A 21,782-nucleotide genomic window follows, 5' to 3' on the forward strand; every position below is an offset into this window, starting at 1 on the left:
AACCAGGGCAAGAAAACATCTTATTGACCAAGGAATACAGAACTTGTAAAATACTGCTTATTGATGACGGTTATGGCTTATGTATATAGGGTATAACATTTTAACAGATAGTATTAGAAAAGTCAGGTGAATTATGAATATTGAAACATTATGCGTACACAGTCCGAATGAAGATAAAATTGCTCATGCATACGGAGCGATGACGGTGCCGATATTTCAGACGGCTACCTTCTCACATCCGGGAGTAGGAGAGAGTACGGGTTATGACTACTCACGTCAGTCAAACCCTACAAGAACGGAGCTTGAGGAGAGTATATCCGCACTTGAAGGTGCTTATGATACGGTCGCTACATCCACAGGAATGGCTGCCTGCTTGTTGGTATTGGAACTTTTTAATGCAGGTGACAATATAATATCACAGGAAGATATATACGGAGGAAGTACAAGACTCTTTAATACTCTCGGAATAGAGCGCGGCAGAACATTCACATATGTGGATACAACCAAAAAAGAGAATGTACTTAATGCTATAAATGAGAATACCAAGGCAATCTTTATAGAAACTCCAAGCAATCCTACAATGCTTGTCACAGATATAAAGGAGATGGCAGAGATTGCAAAGGAACACGGTCTTTTACTTATAGTAGATAACACATTTTTAAGTCCTTATTTCCAAAACCCTCTAAAGCTCGGTGCGGATATAGTTATTCACAGCGGTACAAAGTATATTGCAGGTCACAATGATACTCTGGCAGGTTTTGTATGCAGTGCAAATGCCGATATTGCGGAAAAGATAAGATTTATGTATAAGACTGTAGGACCGAGTCTTTCGCCTTTTGACAGTTTTTTGGTGCTTAGAGGTCTTAAGACTCTGGCGGTGAGAATGGACAGAGTACAGGAGAATGCGTTAAAGATAGCGGAATTTTTGAAGAACCATAAAAAGATTACAAATGTATACTATGTCGGACTTCCTGACCATCCTGGATATGAGATAAACAAGGCTCAGTCAAGAGGTTTCGGCGGAATGATCGCATTTACTACAGATACCGCAAAGACCGCACTTGATGCATTTGAAAAGATAGAGATAATAAAGTATGCGGAGAGTCTTGGTGGTGTGGAGTCTTTGATTACATTCCCGATGATACAGACTCATGCGGATGTACCTGTGGAAGTAAGAGAGAGACTTGGAATCACAGACAAATTCCTTAGACTTTCGGTAGGAATAGAAAATGCCGATGATCTTATAAGAGATTTAGAGAGAGCGTTGGCATAGAGGAATATTTTATGTACGATTTTGATAAAATTATAGACAGGCACGGCACAAACTGCTTGAAGTTCGACTTTGCAAAGGAGAGGGGAAAAAACGGTGACGAACTTTCACTTTGGGTTGCAGATATGGACTTTCAGGTAGCAAAGCCTATCACAGATGCCTTGCAGGCTCAGGTAAACCATGGAATATACGGTTATAGTGAGGTGAAGTCGGACTATTTTGATATAGTAAAAAATTGGTTTAAAGACAACTTTGACTGGGAGATAAAGAAGGGAAGTCTTGTAAAGACTCCGGGTGTCGTATATGCAATAGCAATGGCGGTAAAGGCATTTACCAAAGAGGGTGAAGCCGTTATAATACAGCAGCCTGTTTATTACCCGTTCAGTGAGATGATAATTGCCAATAACAGGAAGCTTGTCAATTCCCCTTTGGTGTTAAAAGGCGGCAGATATGAGATTGATTTTGAGGACTTTGAGAAAAAAATAGTTAAAAATAATGTGAAGCTGTTTATACTGTGCTCTCCTCACAATCCTGTGGGAAGGGTATGGAGTGTAGAAGAGCTTAAAAGAATTGGAGATATCTGTATAAAGCATGATGTTGTGATTTTAAGTGATGAGATTCATGCGGATTTTGTATATGAACCGAATAAGCATCATGTATTTGCTTCACTTGGAGAAAGTTATGCGGCCAACTCGGTGATTGCAACGGCACCAAGCAAGAGTTTCAATATAGCGGGGCTTCAGGTTTCAAATATCTTTATAGAAAATAAGAAGCTTCGTGACGCTTTCAGGAATGAGATAGTAAAATCGGGATATTCACAGTTAAACACTATGGGACTTGTTGCTGCAAGAGCCGCATATGAGTTCGGTAAAGAGTGGCTTGATGAGGTGAGAGCCTATATAAAGGATAATCTGATATTCTTTAGAGATTACCTGAAAGAAAATATTGGAGAGCTAAACTTAATAGAGCCTGAGGGAACATATCTTGTTTGGGTGGATTTTGGAAAACTTGGGCTTAGTGAAAAGCAAAGAGAAGACTTGATAGTGAACAAGGCAAAGCTTTGGATAGATTCGGGAGCAATGTTCGGAGCAGACGGAGAGGGCTTTGAGAGGTTCAATATCGCCTGTCCGAGAAGCTATCTTAAGAAGGCACTTGACAGTCTGAAAAAGGCTGTAGAAGAATACAAATAAAAGTGTGCTTTTATATTTTGCAAAATTTATTTATCACTTGACGAATATGAGTGCCAGTGATATAATCACAATGTATAAATGGAGAGGTTGTAAACGATCCGGTGTTACAACCTCTTTTTTATAAATATTCTTTAGCACTCTTTTATCATAAGTGCTAACAAAGGAGGAGGCATGATTTTAATACCAACATATAATACGGTAGTTTTACCGGGTTCAAAAATATATTTCAGAAAAGATTATTTACAGGAAGCGGGAGTGGACAAGATATCTGTCGGTGAAAAGGTAACATTTCTTTACTTAAAAGAGTCAAAGGATAGAGATATCACCATGGAGGATGTTTATCCTATAGCGGTGGCAGGTCATGTGCTGTCTGTAGATGATGAAGGCGGTGCCAATTTGGAGGCGTTTAACAGGATAAATGTTGAATATATAGACTTTGAAACCCAAAATGTAGTGGGAGTTCAAAGGCCGGAAATAGATGATTTGGACCCGCAAATTGCCAATACAATGCTCATAGATCTTAGAGACGAGCTTTTAAACTATGTGACTAAGTTTCAGTGGGGACTTATGGCAAGAGGTTATGTACTTGCATGGAAAAATATGAATGAGTTGATGGTGGGACTGTCACCTTTTATGAATATCACACCTGAAGAAAAGTATGCCGTACTTGCTGAGGATTCCACAAAGGCAAGAGCCGAGCTTATAGCAAAGTATGCCAGAGAGTTTATGGCAATCAATGAAGTCAGCGAAGAGGCGAAGCAGGCACAAAAAGAGATTCATGAGAAGGCATACAGAGAGGACGCAATCAAAAAGCAGATAAATTTCTTACAAAAGGCCTTGGATGATATGCACCCTGAGAATGTCTCGGAGGTAAGAAAGTTTGAGGAAAAGATAGAAAACTCAGGCATGAACGAGATTGCAAGGAAGGAAGCCGACAATGTATTAAATCGTATGAAGCAGGAGGGAAAGGACAGCCATGAGTACGGACTGCTTTACAACTATCTTGACTTTGTAACTTCACTGCAGTGGAAGAAGGAAGAGCCTAAGGAAATAGAGCTTGATAAGGCTATGGAGGTTCTGGACAGAGAGCATTACGGTCTGAAAAAAGTAAAGAAAAGAATTATAGAGCAGCTGGCTGTAATGTCGCTTAATAAAAGTCAAAGCGGTTCTATACTTCTGTTTGCAGGTGCTCCGGGTACAGGAAAGACAAGTATCGGAAAGAGTATCGCGGAGGCTCTCGGAAGAGAGTATGTGCGTATTTCTTTGGGCGGTATAAGAGATGAGGCGGATATAAGAGGACACAGAAGGACTTATATAGGAGCTATGCCGGGAAGAATAATGGACGGTATGAAAAAGGCAGGTACATCAAATCCTGTAATGGTACTGGATGAGATTGATAAGCTGGCATCATCTTATAACGGTGATCCTGCAAGTGCATTGCTTGAGGTGCTTGATCCTGAGCAAAACAATACCTTTACCGACCACTATATGAATGTACCTTACGATCTTTCGGATGTATTGTTTGTATGTACCGCCAATTCACTTGATACTATACCGGGACCTCTGCTTGACAGAATGGAGGTTATCAGATTTACAGGATATACCGCGCTTGAGAAATTTTCTATAGCAAAGGATCATCTGATTCCTAAGGCAAAGAAAAAGGCCGGTATAAGTGATGAGAATCTTATAATAGAAGACGATACGATAAAAGCACTGATAAACGGCTATACTATGGAAGCCGGTGTGCGCGGACTGAAAAAGCAGATAAGCTCACTTTGCAGATATGCTGCCGTAGAGCTTGTAAGAAATAATAAAGAGATACTTGATGTAAAGCCTGAGGATCTGAGCGATTACCTTGACCAAAGACCTATAAAACATGAGAGCATCTTGGAGAAAAAGCAGGCCGGTGTGGTAACCGGTTTGGCTTGGACTGCAGTAGGCGGTGAAATACTCTTTATTGAGACTATGCTCACAAAGGGTAAAGGTAATATAAAGGTAACAGGTCAGCTGGGCGATGTAATGAAGGAAAGTGTGGATATTGCACTAAGCCTTGTAAAGTCCATGTACCTTGAAAAGTCGGAAATCTTTGAGAAAAACGATATTCATATACATGTACCTGCAGGTGCCGTACCTAAGGACGGACCGAGTGCAGGTATCACAATGACTACTGCAATTGCATCACTTATCAACAATATTCCGGTATCTCCTGAGTATGCCATGACCGGTGAAGTGTCACTTCGCGGCAATGTAATGCCTATAGGCGGATTGCCTGAAAAACTTATGGCGGCTGCGAGAGCCGGAATCAAGAAGGTATTTATCCCTGAAGAAAATGAGGATGATTTAAAGGAAGTGGCTAAGGAAGTTTTGGATGAACTTGAGATTATTCCTGTAAAAAGGGTTGAAGATGTACTGAAGATTGTTCTAAAATAAGAGTAATAAAATTTTGAAAAGAGGTAGTGTATGCTGAACTTTAAACATGATATCCCGACCAAGTTGTATTTCGGTGAGGGACAGATAAAGAAATTGGCAAGCTCATTGGAGAGATTCGGTAAAAATGTACTGCTGGTATACGGTGGCGGATCAATCAAGAAAATAGGTCTTTATGATGAAGTTATAAAGATTTTAAAAGAAAATAACTTCAATGTCACAGAATGTGACGGTGTGGAGCCGAATCCCAGGATTACTAATGTAGAGCGTGGTGTAAGGCTTTGTAAGGAGCATAATATCGATGTGGTTTTGGCTGTAGGAGGCGGAAGCACCATCGACTGTGCAAAGGCTATTGCAGTGGGACGCTACTATGAAGGCGATGATTTATGGGAGATGGTAAAGACAAGTTGGCATCTTGCAAAGGCTCTTCCTCTTGTAGATATTCTTACAATCAGTGCAACAGGTTCGGAGTTTGATGCAGGCGGTGTAATCACAAATATGGATACTAATGAGAAGCTTGGTGCTGTATACACATATCCTTCAGTCAGCATATGTGACCCTACATATACTTTCAGCGTATCAAAGTATCAGACCGCGGCAGGCAGTGCGGATATAATGAGCCACATATTTGAATGTTACTTTTCAAGGACTATGGACAGTGACCTCTCGGACGGTATAGCGGAAACGGTTCTTAAGTCAGTAATGAAAAACTGCAAGATTGCACTTGAGGATCCTACAAACTACTCTGCAAGAGCCAATTTGATGGCTGATGCTTCCGTAGCCTGCTCGGGAATTCCGGGGTACGGCAAGCAGGAAACGGGTTGGCCATGTCATGCGATGGAACATGAGCTTTCAGCATACTATGACATTACACATGGTGTAGGTCTTGCCATACTTACAATCAGGTGGATGCGTCATATCCTTAATAAGGATGTAACTGCTACAGAGAGATTTGTAAAGTTTGCAAAGAATGTAATGGGGCTTAGCGGTGATGACGACAGAGCATTGGCGTTTGCAGGAATAGATGCACTGGAGTGCTATTTTAATGAGACCGGCATACCTATGACCCTTGGTGAACTCGGTATTGAAGACAAGTATTTTGAAGCTATGGCTGCTCATGCAAATGTGGACGGATATTTAAAAGATGCTTTTGTTGCACTTGATAATAATGATATAGTGGAGATTTATAAGGCCTGTTTATAAAAAAGACTTGATTTATTTTACCTAATGTCTTAAAGTATCAAGCGTAATCGGTGAGTTCGAGACCTTCCTCACCTAAAACAAAACTAAAGGAGAAGATATGAAAAATATTACAACCAAGATGATGGCACATGGTGCCGTCATAGCAGCAGTATATGTGGTGCTTACACTTGCATTTGCACCTATAAGCTTCGGTGCAATCCAGTTCAGAATTTCAGAGGCACTTTGCATTTTGCCTTTCTTTACAGTGGCTGCAGTGCCGGGAGTAAGTATAGGATGTCTTTTGGCAAATATACTTGCCGGAGCGGCACTTCCCGATATTATATTCGGAACATTGGCTACACTGATAGGCGCGATAGTAAGCTACAGACTTAGAAGTGTTTCAAAGTGGCTTGTATGTGTGCCGCCGATACTTGCAAATGCAATTATTATCCCTTTTGTGCTGAAGTATGCTTACGGTTTACCTGATTTGATACCGTATTTAATGCTTACAGTCGGAATAGGTGAGGTGCTTGCAGTAGGTGTTTTAGGTAATTTATTGATGCTTGCTCTTGAGCCGAAAAGTTCGTTTATTTTCGGTCATGAAAACAAGGCTTATCAAAAAGCTTAGAAAATTGAATTTTTTATAATGAAATATCCTGACAAAGTCACAAGGACAAAATGCCTTGTATTTGTCAGGATATTTTTCGTTTTATGTAGAGATTAAATTTTTTAAAAAAATTATACATATTATTTACATTTTAGTTTTTTCTGCTATAATTTACTACAATATGTATATATAGATATTGTTTAGCCGATAAGTGCGATTAAAAAAATTAAAGTGCTTTATCTTTCGTCCGGACAAATTAATAAGATAAAAACACTTTAAAAATAAAAATAGGAGAAACAAAATGAGTATGAAAAAAGCAATGAAATTTACTTTGTTATTAAGCATAGCTATATGTATCCAATTATTTGTATTTGCTTCAAATGTAAAAGCGGAGCAAAAAACATATACAGATAACGAAGTAAATATCAGCAAGAAAGACTTGATTATATTACTTGAAAAGCTTTCCGGAAACTTGGATTCCGATGTGGCTGATATAGGTAATTATGCAAATGCGAATGAAGAGTATATTAAAAGCTCTGTAGAGAAATTAAAAGGACTAAATATAATAGATGAGCATGTATCATTTGCAAATCTTTATGAAAGTCCGAAAAAGGAAGATGTTTATTATATACTGGCAAGGTATATAGGTGTTGAAGCGGCTGAGGGAAAAACTTCTTTTATTGATGATGAGAAATTACATTCATGGTCAAGAGGTTATATAAAAGAACTTGAGAACCTTGGTGTTATTGAAGGAAAAGATAAGTACTTTGAGCCGGATAAGGTCTTAAACAGAGGAGAATTAAGGAATATAATTAAAGAACTCTTCCTTACAGTTATCAATAACTCTCAAAGTTTTAGAAGGGATGAGAATAACAAGTCAAAGGCTTTTATAGTTGTAAATTCCAATAATGCCTTGATAGAAAATATCAAAATACAAACTCCGATACTTATAAACTCAAAGGCGAGTAACGGAAAATTAAGAATAATAAACTCAGATATAAGTAAAATCTATATTGCAGCCGGAAGCCAAAATTTTGAAGTACAACTTTCAAACTCCAAGCTGCAATCGGCAAAAAGCCTAGGTAAAAATATTTCCTATACAAATTTGGGACCTGACGGGAAGGTAGGACCTTTGCCAAATCCGGAAGAGTATAAACCTGACGGTAGAAGGTCGGTTAAAAAGATAATAAAAGGAAGCAGAAGTCACAGTTCATCAAGCAGTTATTTTGGAAACAACAGTCAAAAAGAAAATAAATCTCAAAGTGATAAAGAGACCGAAGAAAAAGTAATACCTCACGATAAGGATGTAGCAAAACCGGAGGAAAAAAACGGTGAAGGAATTGTTCCCGATAATAAAAAAACTCCGGGTGAAGTTTTGCCTAAAATAAATGAAGGTAATCCTAATGAAAGCGGTAAAGACAGTTCAGCAGAGAATTTGAGCGAAGACTTTATAATCCTGAATAAACATTTGTATGCGGATAAAACATTAAGATATAAGGCTGCTGATGGAGTGAACCTTGACGACAAAGCACTTATAGGACTTAAATTAAGCGGAGAAAATAACGGAGTAAAGCTTAATGTAAAGTGGGAAGGTGATAGTCTTCATCAGGTAAAAAATGCTCAAAAAGGGGAATATCGTCTTGCTGTAAGCAGCGAAGAGGATCTTATAATCAACGACAAGAACTATGGCAAGGTAAAATTTATAGTTAAAATAATTATAGAATAGGTGAGTTATGAATAGAATAAGTAAAAAACTTGCCTTGTTTTGTGCAGTGCTTCTTATAAATCCCTTGGTTTCTACAGCTAAACCGGGATTTGCGGCACAAAATAAAGGGGATAGAGTTTCTGAGTATGTAAAAGAGGCAGATAAAAAATTAAATTCGGCTGATACCGATGCCGAAAAAAATGAAGACAAGCCCAAAGAGCTGAGGCTTATAATAGAGCTTGATAAGGACTCCTTGGTAGAAGAAGCCATAAATAAAGATATGGACTATGATAAACTGGATGATTCCTTTATAGATGAAAAAAAGCAGGAGCTGAAAGAAGATCAGGATAAGCTTGTAAAAGATATAAAAAATGAGGATATAAAGGCGGATACTAAGGAAGTAAGGCACTATGATACCATATTTAACGGAATATCACTAAGTGCCGATGCGACTGAGATAGAAAAAATAGAAGCGCTTCCGGGAGTAAAAAGTGTGTATGTATCACAGGAGTTTCAAAGACCTTATCTTAAGTCATCCAACAGTATAATAGGTTCGGGATATGCGTGGAATACACTTGGATATAAAGGCGAGGGCAGTGTTATTGCGGTAATAGACTCAGGTATAGACTACAGACATAAGGCACTCAGGTTGGATGAATCTGTACATCCTATGTATACAAAGACAGATATAGAAAAGATAATAGCTGAAAACGGATTAAAAGGCTCTTATTATTCGGATAAAGTACCTTATGGCTATAATTATTATGATTTTAATAAGAACTTACGTAACAGTTACGGTGTAATGCACGGTATGCATGTATCGGGAATAGCTGCCGCTAATGATATTGAGAGCGGGACTTTCGGAGTGGCACCTAATGCACAAATACTTGCGCTTAAGGTATTTTCAGATGACCTTGAGTATCCTACAACATTTACCGATATTTGGTTGAAAGCCTTGGATGATGCTATAACATTGAAGGCGGATGTAATAAACTTAAGCCTTGGAACGGCAGCAGGATTTTCAATGGAGAACAGAGCCTATCCGGAAAACGAGGTTATAGAAAAGGCAAGAAAAGCCGGAATTGTGATTTCAGTTGCTGCCGGTAATGACGGAAATATTACATCCGGCAATATAAACAATGCAGAACCTTTAAAAGAAAATTATGATACCGCTTTAATTGCAAATCCTGCTGTAAATGAAGGAACTATAGCAGTCGCATCCATGGAAAATACTAAAAGGCATATGTATGTCATAAGGTGGAAGGACAGTTGGGATGCCTATGTAAATGAAGAGATGGATTTGCATAAAGGAGAAAATCCGAAAAAGATTATAAGTGCAGAAATATCCGATATAAAAAACGGAAAATCGGATCTTATTAAAAAAGAAAATATAGAAGGTAAACTGGTATTCTTTGAGATTCCTACAACAAGAGACAGCTTAGGATTCGGGGATAAGCTTGAGGCTATAGCTGAATTAAAACCTGCCGCCATTGTTTTTTACAATAACAGGGGCATGGCTGAGCAGATAGGCGGTAATCTTGAAGTTCCGGGTAATGCGGGAAAGCTTACCTGTATCCGTATAAAAAGAAGTACCTATGATAAGTTAATGGAGGAATACGGTTATAATAATAATCTGAGACCTGAGATATTTACGGAAATGACGGATGTCGACAATGTAGCGGGAGGAAGCGTTTCAAAGTTTTCTTCATGGGGGCCCACTCCGGACCTTAGAATCAAGCCTGAGATAACCGCTCCGGGAGGACATATATACTCAAGCGTTGAAGATAATAAGTACAAGGATATGTCAGGTACCTCTATGGCGGCTCCTCAGGTAACGGGAGCTACAGCCATACTTAAACAATATATAAAGGCAAAGCATATACAAACAGATAACAGTTCGGATTTTATAAAACTTTTACTTATGAATACCGCAACTCCTTTAAAGGATGAGGGAATATTTGAAGATATACCTTATTTTGTAAGACAACAGGGAAGCGGTGCTCTAAATATTGAAAATGCGTTAAAAACCACTGTAGTAGTAAGGGCACAGGGAACCAATGACAATATAGCCGACGGAAAGCTCGAGCTTAAAGAACTTAAGGATAAAAGGTTTGATGTAAGACTCAGTCTTGAAAACTTTGGTGACAGTACAAAAAGCTATGATATAAATTCAGTTGCACTTTATGAGCCTACAGACGGTACATACAGGCTGCAAAGATCTGAAATATTACATTCAAATGAGTCTAATATAAGTAGAGAGATAAGCGTGGAAGCACATTCATCCGCAAGTATAGATTTCACTATGGATTACTCGGATGCAGAAAACCTTGAAGAGGATAACTTTATAGAAGGTTTTATAAGTCTTAAGGACAAAGAAGGTATATCAAATCTTAATATACCTTTCCTCGGATTTTACGGAGATTGGGGCAAACAAAGAGCTATAGATGCATTTCAGCTTCCTGAGATAGGAAGCGAAAAAAGAAATGTACAATTTTTTGTAAATAAAAATGCCGGAGTAAGCTCTTCAATGCTTGGAACAAGTATGATGCTTAAACTTCCACTGTACAATAATGAAATATATTTCTCACCGAACAGTAAGTACTATCCCGATGTGGCGGCAAGAATAGCACCACTAAGAAATATGGAGCAGGTAGAGTATTCGATACTTGATGCTAAGACAGAGGAAACTTTAAGAGTTTTAGGTGCTTCAAAGCAGGTAAGGAAGCTTAGCAGACTTTCGGTCAATAAAAGCTTTAAGTTTATGCCGGAGTCGGTATGGGACGGAAAACTCGGCGAAGGAATTGCAGAGGACGGTGCGGAGTACATATATTGTATTAAGGCAAAGCTTAATAATAACAATATAGGAGGCAGTGGAGAACAGATATATAAATTCCCCGTACGTGTAGACAGTATGGCTCCTAAGCTAAGTACAGACAAGGAAGTGCAGGTAAATGATATTGACGGCAATATGAAGGAGATAGTATTTAATATTCATGATAAGGGCATAGGTATAGAGAATGTATATTTGCAGTCAATAAGATATGCACAGGACGATAATTCCGATAAAAGTATAAGGTACGGAAAATCTTTTGTTATAAGATTTCAAGATGAACCTGTGAAGGATGGAAAGGAACTTATAAAGGTTGAAGACGGCAAGCTTAATATACCTTTAGAAGCGGTACCTGACAGTCCGACTGCAAGAGGGGAAGTATATGTTTATACCAACGGTTACAGAAATTCGGATATTGAAGTCCATTGCCCGTATTTTGCGGATACTTCAGATCTTATAATAGATGCCGTTGACTATATGGATAATAAAAGCAGAACCACTCTTTCAGATGTTAGAGAAAGCAATTATAATCAGATTAATTTCCTTAACTTTTTTGACTATATAAGCAATAAAAATGCAAGCGTTTATGTAAACGATATAAAACTTGATGATATGACTTACAGTCTGATAGAAAAGGAAGCGGTGATTAGGATAAAGCTGGCGGATGAAGAGTCACATTTGCATAAACTTACTTTGAAACATGATAATATCGAAGAAAATATAATTTTGGATAATAAAGTAAATTCCGAAATATCAAAAAAATATAATTTCAAATATGATGAGGACAAGCTTTGTTATGAATTTACAATAAATCCTGTTGAAACAAGCTTTGATATTACAACAGTATTTAGAGACGGGAAACCTATGCAAAATACTCATGAGAGCATAGAAGAAGCAGGTATTACAGATATTACAATTAATAATGCTACCACATCAAATGCGGAAAGAAAGCCATATCCTGCAGTATTCCTTAAAACACCTGAGTTTTTTGATGTACTTGGCAATACAGAAGGTGAAGAAAAGCAGATAGATGTATCAGGTTTTGTAGGATATGTGGACGAGGATGACAGTGTAGAAAATGTACAAATAAAGCTTGTAGATAATGATGGAAATGAACTCTCAAGTCCTATAAATATTGGAAAAGAGGATCTTGTAAAAAGCAATATTATCTATAGAAAAAATGGAAATATAATATATAAGGGCGAGGCGTATTCTTTTGAAAGCAAACTGAAACTTGAAGCATTTAATGTTAATATAAAAGTTGAGGTAAGTACTAAAAACGAAAAATCGGCAAGTATTGTTAGAAGGTTATTCTATGATAAGATAAATCCTTCTATTGATTATAAGGTATATGAAAGAGAGCTTGATTCCGATACGGTAAAGATAAAGGTTCGCTCACGTGATAATTCATTTAAATTAAGTCTTTATAACGGAGACTCACTTATAGGTACTGACGATAAAACCTCAATTTCTTATATTGAAGGTAAAGACGGTAATACTACGCAGATAGTTACACAAATAGAAGTTCCGCTAAACGAGGGGCAAAACAGTATAAAAATAAGTGCCATAGATCTTGCCGGGAACAAGTCTGAAAAGACCATATATATTTACAGGGCAAAAAATAATTAGCACATAAAAAGGAGAGTCAATTTGATATGAGGCTCTCTTTTTTATATTTTGCACAATCTATCTTGCCATATATCGACCGAACAACGGTTTAGTATTGCATAAGGATATTTTAGGATTTATAATGTATTTACAGACGGAGAAAGGAGACATATAGATAACTTTTATAAATGATAGTTTAGCCATCAAAGTCCCCAATATAAAAGTTGTAACAAGTAATATCTAAAAATTCAATTTTATCTTAGATTTCTAATTATTATTCAAACCGAAACCAAAGGATTTATACATATGAGAATAAGAATATCATCTGCTTGCATAGCACACACTGCTTTAGTGGATAGAAAGAAGGTACATACAGGTGTTTTCTATATTTTATTAAAGACCGTCTATAAGTATATGTAAAAATCAAATATCAAAAAGATTTATCAATGAAAAAGTGTCACAGAAAGGCTTAACTAGGTAGCCTAACATTGATAAAACAAATCAAAAAGAGAAATGCCGTGTAAGTATAACTGCCAGAACAATAAAAAGTTTTGGCAGTTTTTTAAGTAAAATTATAATTATGTTTAAATAACTATAATTTTAAACATTTATACACATTTATACTGTATACTGGTGGTAAAGACTATTTATATTTGAATTATATGGAGGCAATGTGAAGAAAAGAGTTTTGATAGGTATTGTAATAGTCCTATGTGCTGTGCTTGGGATTATATTTTTGCCGAGAGAGATAGAAGAGATAGTCGGTTCAAGTGAGAAAATCTCTGAAGCGCAGATTTATCAGGTAAAGGATGATGAGGTGGCGCTTGTATACAACTACTCACTGCAAAAGGCAAAGGCCGTATACAAGGACGGTGTGGTATATATACCTTTGAATTGGACGAGGTCAATACTTAATGATAAGTTTTATTACAGTGATGATGAAAAGCTGCTTTCGTATGCACTGCCTACAGAGATAGTATACGCAAATTTTGAAAATAAAGATAAGAACGGTAAGCCACTGCTTCTTGAAAAGGAAAATAAGACATATATTTCAATAGAGACAGTAAAGACATATACCGATATTTGGACAGATATATTCACAGACGGTGATATCAAGAAGATATATATAAATGATAACTTCGGTGAATATGAAGAGTGTAATGTAAAAGCAAAGTCGGCACTTAGAGTTGATGCAAGTATGCTTTCCGCAAGTATAGAAAATGTCGAGTTTGAGAAAGACAGCAAGGTAACTGTAGTAGAGCAAAAAGGCAAGTGGGATAAGGTGCTTACAGAAAGCGGTGTTATGGGCTATATAAGAAGAAAGCATCTGAAAAATATAAATAAAGGTAACAGAGTCAGCAGCTTTGTAAAGCCTGAGTACACATCTATGTCGATGGATGAGAAGGTTGTGCTTGGATGGCATCAGGTTACAACTGCGGCAGCCAATAAAAACTTTACAAAGGTAGCGGATAATACAAAGGGGATGAATGTCATATCTCCTACATGGTTTAAGCTATCTGATAACAAGGGTAATTATACTTCTATAGCGAGCAAGGATTATGTGGATGCGGCACATAAGAAGGGCTTGAAGGTTTGGTCGCTTATTGACAATTTCAGTGATAAAATCAGTACATTGAAAATCCTTTCATCTTCAACCGGTAGAAAAAAACTTATTGAAAATTTGATGAGTGATACCAAGAAATACGGATTTGACGGAATAAATATAGATTTTGAATATTTGACACAGGACAATGCTCCTCATTTTATAGAGTTTATACGTGAGCTTTCGGTTTCATGCAGGAACAATAAGGTGGTACTTAGTGTAGATGTACCGGTTCCGGCATCATACAATACATTCTATCAAAGGGCTGAGCTTGCAGAGGTAGCGGACTATGTTATAAACATGGGTTATGATGAGCATTACAGCGGCTCTGATGAAGGCAGTAGTGCCTCTATAGATTTTGTGAAAAATTCAATTACAGACAGCCTAAAGGAAGTACCAAAAGAGAAGCTTATCAATGCGGTACCTGTATATACCAGAGTGTGGACTAAGGAAAACGGTAAGGTAAGTTCAACCGCCTTAGGCATGACAGGAGCGTCAAACTGGGTCAAGGAAAATAATGTAAGTCTTAATTGGGATGATACTGTAGGTCAGTATGTCGGTCAGATAAGTGTGGGCAGTGCCACCAAGTATATCTGGATGGAAGATGAGAAGTCCATGAAGCTTAAAATGGATGCTGTAAAGGAAGCGGACCTTGCAGGGGTGGCGGTCTGGAAGCTTGGACTTGAACCGAAAGAGATTTGGGACGTTATATCATATAAATGATAATGGATATTTAAAATAAAATGTAGTATAATACAATTGTTTGCAGAACTTCAGTCATTATGATGTGACTGATTTTTTGTGCAATTTTGAGGAATGAAAGGGTGGCATGGTAAGAAAATTTAAAGTCGGTCCTATATTTTTTGGACTTACCATATCGATATTTACAGCGTTTAATGCTTATGCAGGCAGTGACGGCTGGAAGTTGGAAAATAACAAATGGAAATATTATAAAGAGGATAAGGCACTTAAAGCCTGGCAGCGAATAAATAACAATTGGTATTTATTTAATGAAGACGGAAGTTTAAAAACAGGCTGGTATTTGGATGCTTCAAATAATTGGTATTTTTTGGACAGCAGTAAAACTTCAAATGAAGGAGTGCTTTTATCAGGTTGGAAGTGGATAGACGGATACTGTTATTATTTTGAAGGAACAGACAAGGCTACAGTTGGAAAGATGTATGCAAATACTGTCGTCCACGGATACATAATCGATGCTGCAGGTAGATGGGTGAATGAAAGCGGAAAGGCATATTATGAAGCCGGTAAAGGAATAAGTACAGATAATGCTTCATATAGCTCATCAAATACAGCAAAGAAAGCGGGTACTGTGGGAAGTTCGTCAGGATCAGGAAAAAGCGGAACATCAGGAAAGGGCGGCGGTTCAAGCAAGAGCGGAGACTCAGGAAAAGTAAGCGGATCAAATACCGGTGGAAACTTGGGAGGAAGCGGGTCCTCGGTAAAAGGCAGAGGTTCGTCAAACTCGGGAAAAAGTGAAAGCCCGGAAGGAAGCGGATACATAAGCCAAGGAAAAAGTACGAAAGAAGGCAAAGTATCAAACGGATCAGGTACCGGTAAAATAGGAAGTTCTCTAAAAAGTGATGATGCGGCTGTTTCAAATGGAAACAAGACCCCGGATATAAGTGTTTTGCCGGGTAACCTAAGCGATAAAGCCGATAAGATTAAAACAGGAAATTTAGTAGATGATGCAAATACTAAAATAAAGAAAAGTACCTCACAAAATTCTGGAGAGGGTAATTTAAGACCTGATGAAAGTACTGATGAAAACAACAATAAAAGTACTGAGTCAGATAAAGTAGAGAATAATGTAAGTCAGCCTGAAAATGTAAAATCAAACGACAGTCGTATGAAGCCTGCCACATCTTCCAATGCAGAAATAATAAAAGAAACCAAGGATAATAAGAAAACCGAACAGGAAAGAAAAAAGAGTATACAGGATAAGGCTGAAAGCATAAAAGAAGCGCTTATTACCGCAAAGAATGACAATGTTGTTCAGTACACCGATGAAGAAGGTGAAATAAGAACTGTTATCTGGGCAAAGGGTATAAATGCGCCGGTTATGGGAGTAGGCGGAGATTTTAGAAAAGAAGTTACACAGGGCGGTTTAGATACCTATGTAATCTATAAGGCTCCTTTTTCAAGCGGAGACGGATGGTATGATGTTAATAAGACAAGGAGCGGTGGAAATATTGATATAGATAAAAACCTTTGTTTCGCTGCGGCGGCATCAAATATGCTGCATTGGTGGTTTGATCAAAACAGTGAGAACGTTGACAATTACATAGAAAAAAACGGAGATATAATACGTGCCGGCAGACGACTCTCAGAACTGAAGAATTCTTTTGAAAGTCAGGAAGAGAGTAAAATATTTGAACTTTATAAGGTTTTGTACGGTTATAATGAGAGAGGTTTTTATTCGGATCTTTTAATGGATTTGTTTATAAACGGGTACAGACCTAAACTTAGCGGTGCAACAAACATAGAAAATGATAATCTGATTCCTGATAGTAACGGAGGATTTTTCTATGATATATTTAAAGGTGAGAAACTTACAGACCGCACTTATGGAGGCAACTATGAATCTTTAAGTGAAATCCTTAAAGAAGTGCTTGGAGACGGCGGTTTAGTCGGCTTATCTCATAAGGTATTTTCAAGAAATAATCATATAGTAACCCTATGGGGTGCCGAGTATGATTTAAACGGAAAGTTAAGAGCCGTATATGTCAGTGACTCGGATGATCAGGATGAAAGCAATGTCGGAATGAAACGCTATGAAATTCGAAATGTGGGCGGAATTGCAAAGTTATCCACAAATATTACTGATAAGTCGGCAGGTGCCGCTGTAGGATATCTGCATATACTCTACCTTGGAAGCAATCAGTGGAATAATTATTTCAAATAATATAAAGGTCTGAATCATATACAAGTAATCTTGTTATATTGATTCAGACCTTTTATTATATTATCTTTTTTATATTATTTTCCAGAATTTTATCAAGCGCCTCTGAGAAATGACCGTTTGAAACCAATACGTCAATGTCATTAAAATCTGATACCTTAAAAAATCCTACCGCTTCTTCCTTAGTATTGTCACATAAAAGCACGGTTTTATCGGCATTTTCTATCATACTCTTTTTTACAAGTCCCTGTGAGTCGTCTCCCTCAAAAATTCCCTTGGTACTTATCGCCTTACATGACATGAAGGCAAGCTCTGCATTAAAGTTTTTGATAAAGCTTGACGCGAATTCTCCTACAATTGAAAGGCTCTTGTGCTTTAATACGCCCGGACAAAGAAAGCATTTGAGGTTCTGAGCATTTGAAAGCTCATTTGCAATATTTATTCCGTTAGTAATGATAGTTATATTTTGTCTCAACTTCAACATAGGGGCCAATTGGCAAACTGTGGAGGATGAGTCAAGAAATATGACCATATCATCCTTTAAAAGCGGTGCGGCCTTACCTGCAATAATCTGCTTTTTGTCAAGATTTTCTATTCGTCTCATTCCGATAGGGCTTTCATTGGCGGACTTGACAATTACCGATACATAGCCGTGAGATCTCTTTATAGTGCCTTCTTCTTCAAGTGCAATCAAATCTCTTCTGACAGTTGAGCGTGAAGCATAGACACGTTTGCAAAGACTGTCTATGGTAGATATACCGTTGCACTTATTAAGTACATCCAATATCTGTTGTTTTCTTACATTTGAATCCATAAAATCCTCTTAATATGTCTTTTTATATTGATTGCATTAGAGAGCATGGCAATCAAAATATAGGTTTGAACAAAAAAGTTCATACATGAACATTATATCATAAAATAAAAAAAAGTATTCAAGAATATATCCATATATATATTTTTATTATTAAATATGATATATTCTAGTTAATGAAAAACATTTTCGGTAATACCTTAGGAAGATGAAAGTAGAACCAAAAGTTAGAAAAAATAAATTATTATATTAAAAATTTTTCTAACAAAGAGGCCATAACTGACAAATGATTGAAACAAACTTTCAAAGCATAGTTTAAGGCGATCTTGAAATTTTATTTTCACGGGGGTGTGAGTTTTCTAAAGTATTATCGACTTTATTATTGAAAGTTGGTGAAGTATGAACAAGGTATTGGCTTTCGATATGGGTGCGACTTCCATCAGAGGTATTGTTGGATATATTGCTGACGGAAAGCTCATCACTGAGGAAGTTATGAGAATGTCCCACAGTATAAAGAACAAAGACGGCAGGTTATATTGGGACTTCGATGCGATTTTGGACAAGATAGTAAATACAATCATCGAGAACAAGGATGTGTCCTGTATAGGTATTGATACATGGGGTGTAGACTTCGGTATGATTGACAAATACGGAGAGCTTATAGATACTCCTTTCTCATACAGAGATGAAAAATACTCTATAGGAAGAGAAGAAGCAAAGTCAAAGATAAGTGAGCTTGAGATATTCAAAAACAGCGGTAATCAGATAATGACTATAAACACCGTATTTCAACTTCTCACTCTGAAAAAGCTCAACCCTGATATATACGAAAAGGCTGACAAGCTGCTTATGATGCCGGATCTTATCTTCTATATGCTTACAGGCAAGAAGATAGGAGAGGAAACCATATGGTCAACTACAGGACTTTACGATATGGGCAAGAAAAAAGTTTCAGATACTATATTTGAAAAGCTTGAGCTTAAAAAGAGTCTGGTTCCTGAGATTGTAAAGGCTACAGAGGTAGTGGGAAATACAAAAGATTCAAGGATAGAAGTGTTAAAGAGTTTGAATATAGATGTGATTCCTGTTTGTACACATGATACTGCAAGTGCACTTCTTATGACGGATTCTTTCCTTGATGAAGACAGTATGTTCTTAAGTTGTGGAACATGGTCACTGATAGGCAGTGCGGTAGATAAATGTATCATAACCGATGAGGCATATGAGAACAATCTTACAAACGAGCTGGGATTTGATTCAAAGCCGATGTTCTTTAAGAATATCACAGGTCTTTATCTGCTTGAAAAGTATAAGTCACAGCTTGAAAAGAAGCTTGGAAGAAAAATTTCATTTAATGAAATAAGTGCTTATGTAAACGGCTTGGACAAAAAGCTTCCGACTATAGATATGGATGTGGAGGTCTTTGCAAGAGAAAGTATCGATGTAAAGACTGAAATTGATAAATTCATTAAAAATAACGGAGAGAATATTCCGGAGGATGAATTTGACTATTTTGCGGTTATTTATGAGAGCATGGTAAATAAGTATATCGAAGTAAAAACCGATATTGAAAAGATTTTACATAAGAGTTTTAAAAGAATACATATCATCGGTGGAGGTGCCAAGTCAAGTGTACTTACATCAATGATTGCAAACAAAATGGGCGTAGCGGTAAAGGCGGGACCTTATGAGAGCTCAGCCCTCGGAAATATACTTCTTTCACTATTACATATGAAGGAAGTAAAGGATTTAAAAACAGGTATTGAATTGATCTTAGGATCATGTGAGATAAAAACAGTGGATTTCAAATAAGGAGGAAGTATGAAACATCCAAAAATCGGTATCAGACCTACAATTGACGGTAGATGGGGCGGCGTTAGAGAGTCGCTTGAAGAGCAAACAATGGGAATGGCAAAAAGAGCTGCAAAGCTTATAGAAGACAACTTAAGGTATCCTGACGGAGAGAAGGTGGAGGTTGTTATTTCACCTACAACTATCGGCGGAGGTGCCGAGGCGGCTGTTTGTGAAGAATATTTTGCAAATCAGAACGTAATCGGAACACTTACAGTTACACCTTGCTGGTGCTACGGAACAGAGACAATGGACTTAAACCCTAACACAATCAAAGCGGTTTGGGGATTTAACGGTACCGAGAGACCGGGAGCCGTTTATCTTGCAGCTGTTATGGCGGCATATGCACAGAGAGGACTTCCTGCATTCTCAATCTATGGAACGGAAGTTCAGGATAAGGATGATGAAAGTATCACTCCTGACGTTGCAAAGAAGATTTTGGACTTTGCAAGAGGTGCCGTATCTGTAGGAATTATGAAGAATCAGTCATATGTAAATATCGGTTCGGTTTCAATGGGTATTGCAGGCAGTGTTGTAAATGTAGACTTCTTACAGAAGTATCTCGGAATGAGAACGGAGTGGGTTGATATGACAGAGGTTCTTAGAAGAATCACACTTGGAATATATGATCCTGAGGAGTTTGAGAGAGCTTTTGCATGGGTAAAGGCAAACTGCAAAGAGGGATATGATACCAATGCCGGAAAGGACTTCCCTGAGATTATTAAGAAGTCAAGATATATTAAGGATGACGAGCAGTGGGCTTTTTGTGTAAAGCATGCAATGGTTGTAAGAGATATTCTTGAAGGAAATCCGAAGCTTGCAAAGCTTGGATGGCATGAGGAAGCACTTGGAAGAAACGGTCTTGCAGGCGGATTCCAGGGACAGAGAATGTGGACTGACTGGCTTCCTAACGCAGACTTTACAGAGGCTATTATGGCATCAGGATTTAACTGGAACGGTAAGAAGATGCCTACACCTTTTGCAACTGAGAATGATACATTAAACGGTATTGCAATGATGTTCGGATGGCTTTCTACAGGAAAGGCTCCTATATTCTCAGATGTAAGAACATACTGGTCACCTGAAGCAGTAAAGAGAGTTACAGGCAAAGAGCTTAGCGGATATGCTAAGAACGGTATCATCCACCTTATCAACTCAGGTGCAAGCTGTCTTGATGCAAGTGCGGCTGCAAAGGATGAGAACGGCAACGGAACCATGAAAGAGTGGTGGAATCTTACAGATGAGGATATCAAGGCTTGCTGTGATGCAACCGACTGGTGCAGAGCAAACTACGAGTACTTCAGAGGCGGCGGCTTCTCATCACACTTTAAGACAGCTGCAGAGATGCCTGTAACAATGATCAGAGTAAATATCGTAGAGGGCGTAGGACCTACACTTCAGGTAATAGAGGGTAATACTTGTGTACTTGAGAATGACGTTCACAAGACACTTGATGAGAGAACAGACAGAACATGGCCTACAACATGGTTCGCTCCTAAGATCGGAGTAGGTGCGGCAGACTCGGTATACAATGTTATGGCAAAGTGGGGTGCAAACCACGGCGCTACTGTAGAGGGTCATGTAGGAGACAGACTTCTTACACTTGCTTCAATGCTTAGAATTCCTGTAGCATTCCACAATGTAGAAGATGACAGAATATTCAGACCGCATTCATTTAACGGATTCGGTACAGCAGATTTAGAGGGACAGGACTACAGAGCATGTGCTTACTACGGTCCGCTTTATAAGTAAAAATTAAATACAGGAGGGCAGTACAT

General features: G+C 37.8%; 12 protein-coding genes. 11 read left to right on the forward strand and 1 reads right to left on the reverse strand.

The window, feature by feature from the left end:
- Positions 1 to 133: 133 nt before the first annotated feature.
- From ACO6FI_RS07460 to ACO6FI_RS07500, 9 genes are all read left to right on the forward strand, one after another.
- The gene (locus ACO6FI_RS07460) at positions 134 to 1,273 is read left to right on the forward strand and encodes a trans-sulfuration enzyme family protein (RefSeq protein WP_274970261.1); all 1,140 of its coding nucleotides are present in this window, start codon (positions 134 to 136) and stop codon (positions 1,271 to 1,273) included.
- 11 nt (positions 1,274 to 1,284) lie between these two features.
- The gene (locus ACO6FI_RS07465) at positions 1,285 to 2,460 is read left to right on the forward strand and encodes a MalY/PatB family protein (RefSeq protein ID WP_485456794.1); all 1,176 of its coding nucleotides are present in this window, start codon (positions 1,285 to 1,287) and stop codon (positions 2,458 to 2,460) included.
- Positions 2,461 to 2,631: 171 nt separating this feature from the next.
- The gene (lon, locus tag ACO6FI_RS07470; protein ID WP_485456795.1) at positions 2,632 to 4,890 is read left to right on the forward strand and encodes an endopeptidase La; all 2,259 of its coding nucleotides are present in this window, start codon (positions 2,632 to 2,634) and stop codon (positions 4,888 to 4,890) included.
- A gap of 30 nt (positions 4,891 to 4,920) precedes the next feature.
- Entirely contained in the window at positions 4,921 to 6,090 is a 1,170-nt protein-coding gene (locus ACO6FI_RS07475) for an iron-containing alcohol dehydrogenase (protein WP_485456796.1), read from the forward strand.
- A gap of 97 nt (positions 6,091 to 6,187) precedes the next feature.
- Positions 6,188 to 6,697, forward strand: coding sequence for a QueT transporter family protein (locus ACO6FI_RS07480; RefSeq protein WP_485456797.1), 510 nt, complete (start codon positions 6,188 to 6,190; stop codon positions 6,695 to 6,697).
- Positions 6,698 to 6,977: 280 nt separating this feature from the next.
- A complete protein-coding gene (locus ACO6FI_RS07485) occupies positions 6,978 to 8,402 on the forward strand; it encodes an S-layer homology domain-containing protein (RefSeq protein WP_485456798.1) in 1,425 nt (474 codons plus the stop codon).
- A 7-nt stretch (positions 8,403 to 8,409) separates the two neighbouring features.
- Positions 8,410 to 12,840, forward strand: coding sequence for a S8 family serine peptidase (locus ACO6FI_RS07490; RefSeq protein ID WP_485456799.1), 4,431 nt, complete (start codon positions 8,410 to 8,412; stop codon positions 12,838 to 12,840).
- Positions 12,841 to 13,492: 652 nt separating this feature from the next.
- Positions 13,493 to 15,145, forward strand: a complete 1,653-nt coding sequence (locus ACO6FI_RS07495) for a glycosyl hydrolase family 18 protein (RefSeq protein WP_485456800.1) — start codon at positions 13,493 to 13,495, stop codon at positions 15,143 to 15,145.
- Between the two features lie 106 nt (positions 15,146 to 15,251).
- Positions 15,252 to 17,345: an IdeS/Mac family cysteine endopeptidase gene (locus ACO6FI_RS07500; RefSeq protein ID WP_485456801.1), complete on the forward strand. Its 2,094-nt coding sequence runs from the start codon at positions 15,252 to 15,254 to the stop codon at positions 17,343 to 17,345.
- A gap of 55 nt (positions 17,346 to 17,400) precedes the next feature.
- Here the strand turns inward: ACO6FI_RS07500 and ACO6FI_RS07505 are convergent, their stop codons facing one another.
- Positions 17,401 to 18,156: a DeoR/GlpR family DNA-binding transcription regulator gene (locus tag ACO6FI_RS07505; RefSeq protein WP_485456802.1), complete on the reverse strand. Its 756-nt coding sequence runs from the start codon at positions 18,154 to 18,156 to the stop codon at positions 17,401 to 17,403.
- 396 nt (positions 18,157 to 18,552) lie between these two features.
- On the opposite strand from ACO6FI_RS07505, the gene ACO6FI_RS07510 reads away from it, so the two are divergent.
- Both ACO6FI_RS07510 and ACO6FI_RS07515 read left to right on the forward strand, forming a co-directional pair.
- Positions 18,553 to 19,965 (forward strand): rhamnulokinase, encoded by a 1,413-nt coding sequence (locus ACO6FI_RS07510; protein WP_485456803.1) that lies wholly within the window; start codon positions 18,553 to 18,555, stop codon positions 19,963 to 19,965.
- Positions 19,966 to 19,974: 9 nt separating this feature from the next.
- Entirely contained in the window at positions 19,975 to 21,756 is a 1,782-nt protein-coding gene (locus ACO6FI_RS07515) for an L-fucose isomerase (RefSeq protein WP_485456804.1), read from the forward strand.
- Positions 21,757 to 21,782 lie beyond the last annotated feature (26 nt).

Source organism: Lachnoanaerobaculum sp. (assembly GCF_057250505.1).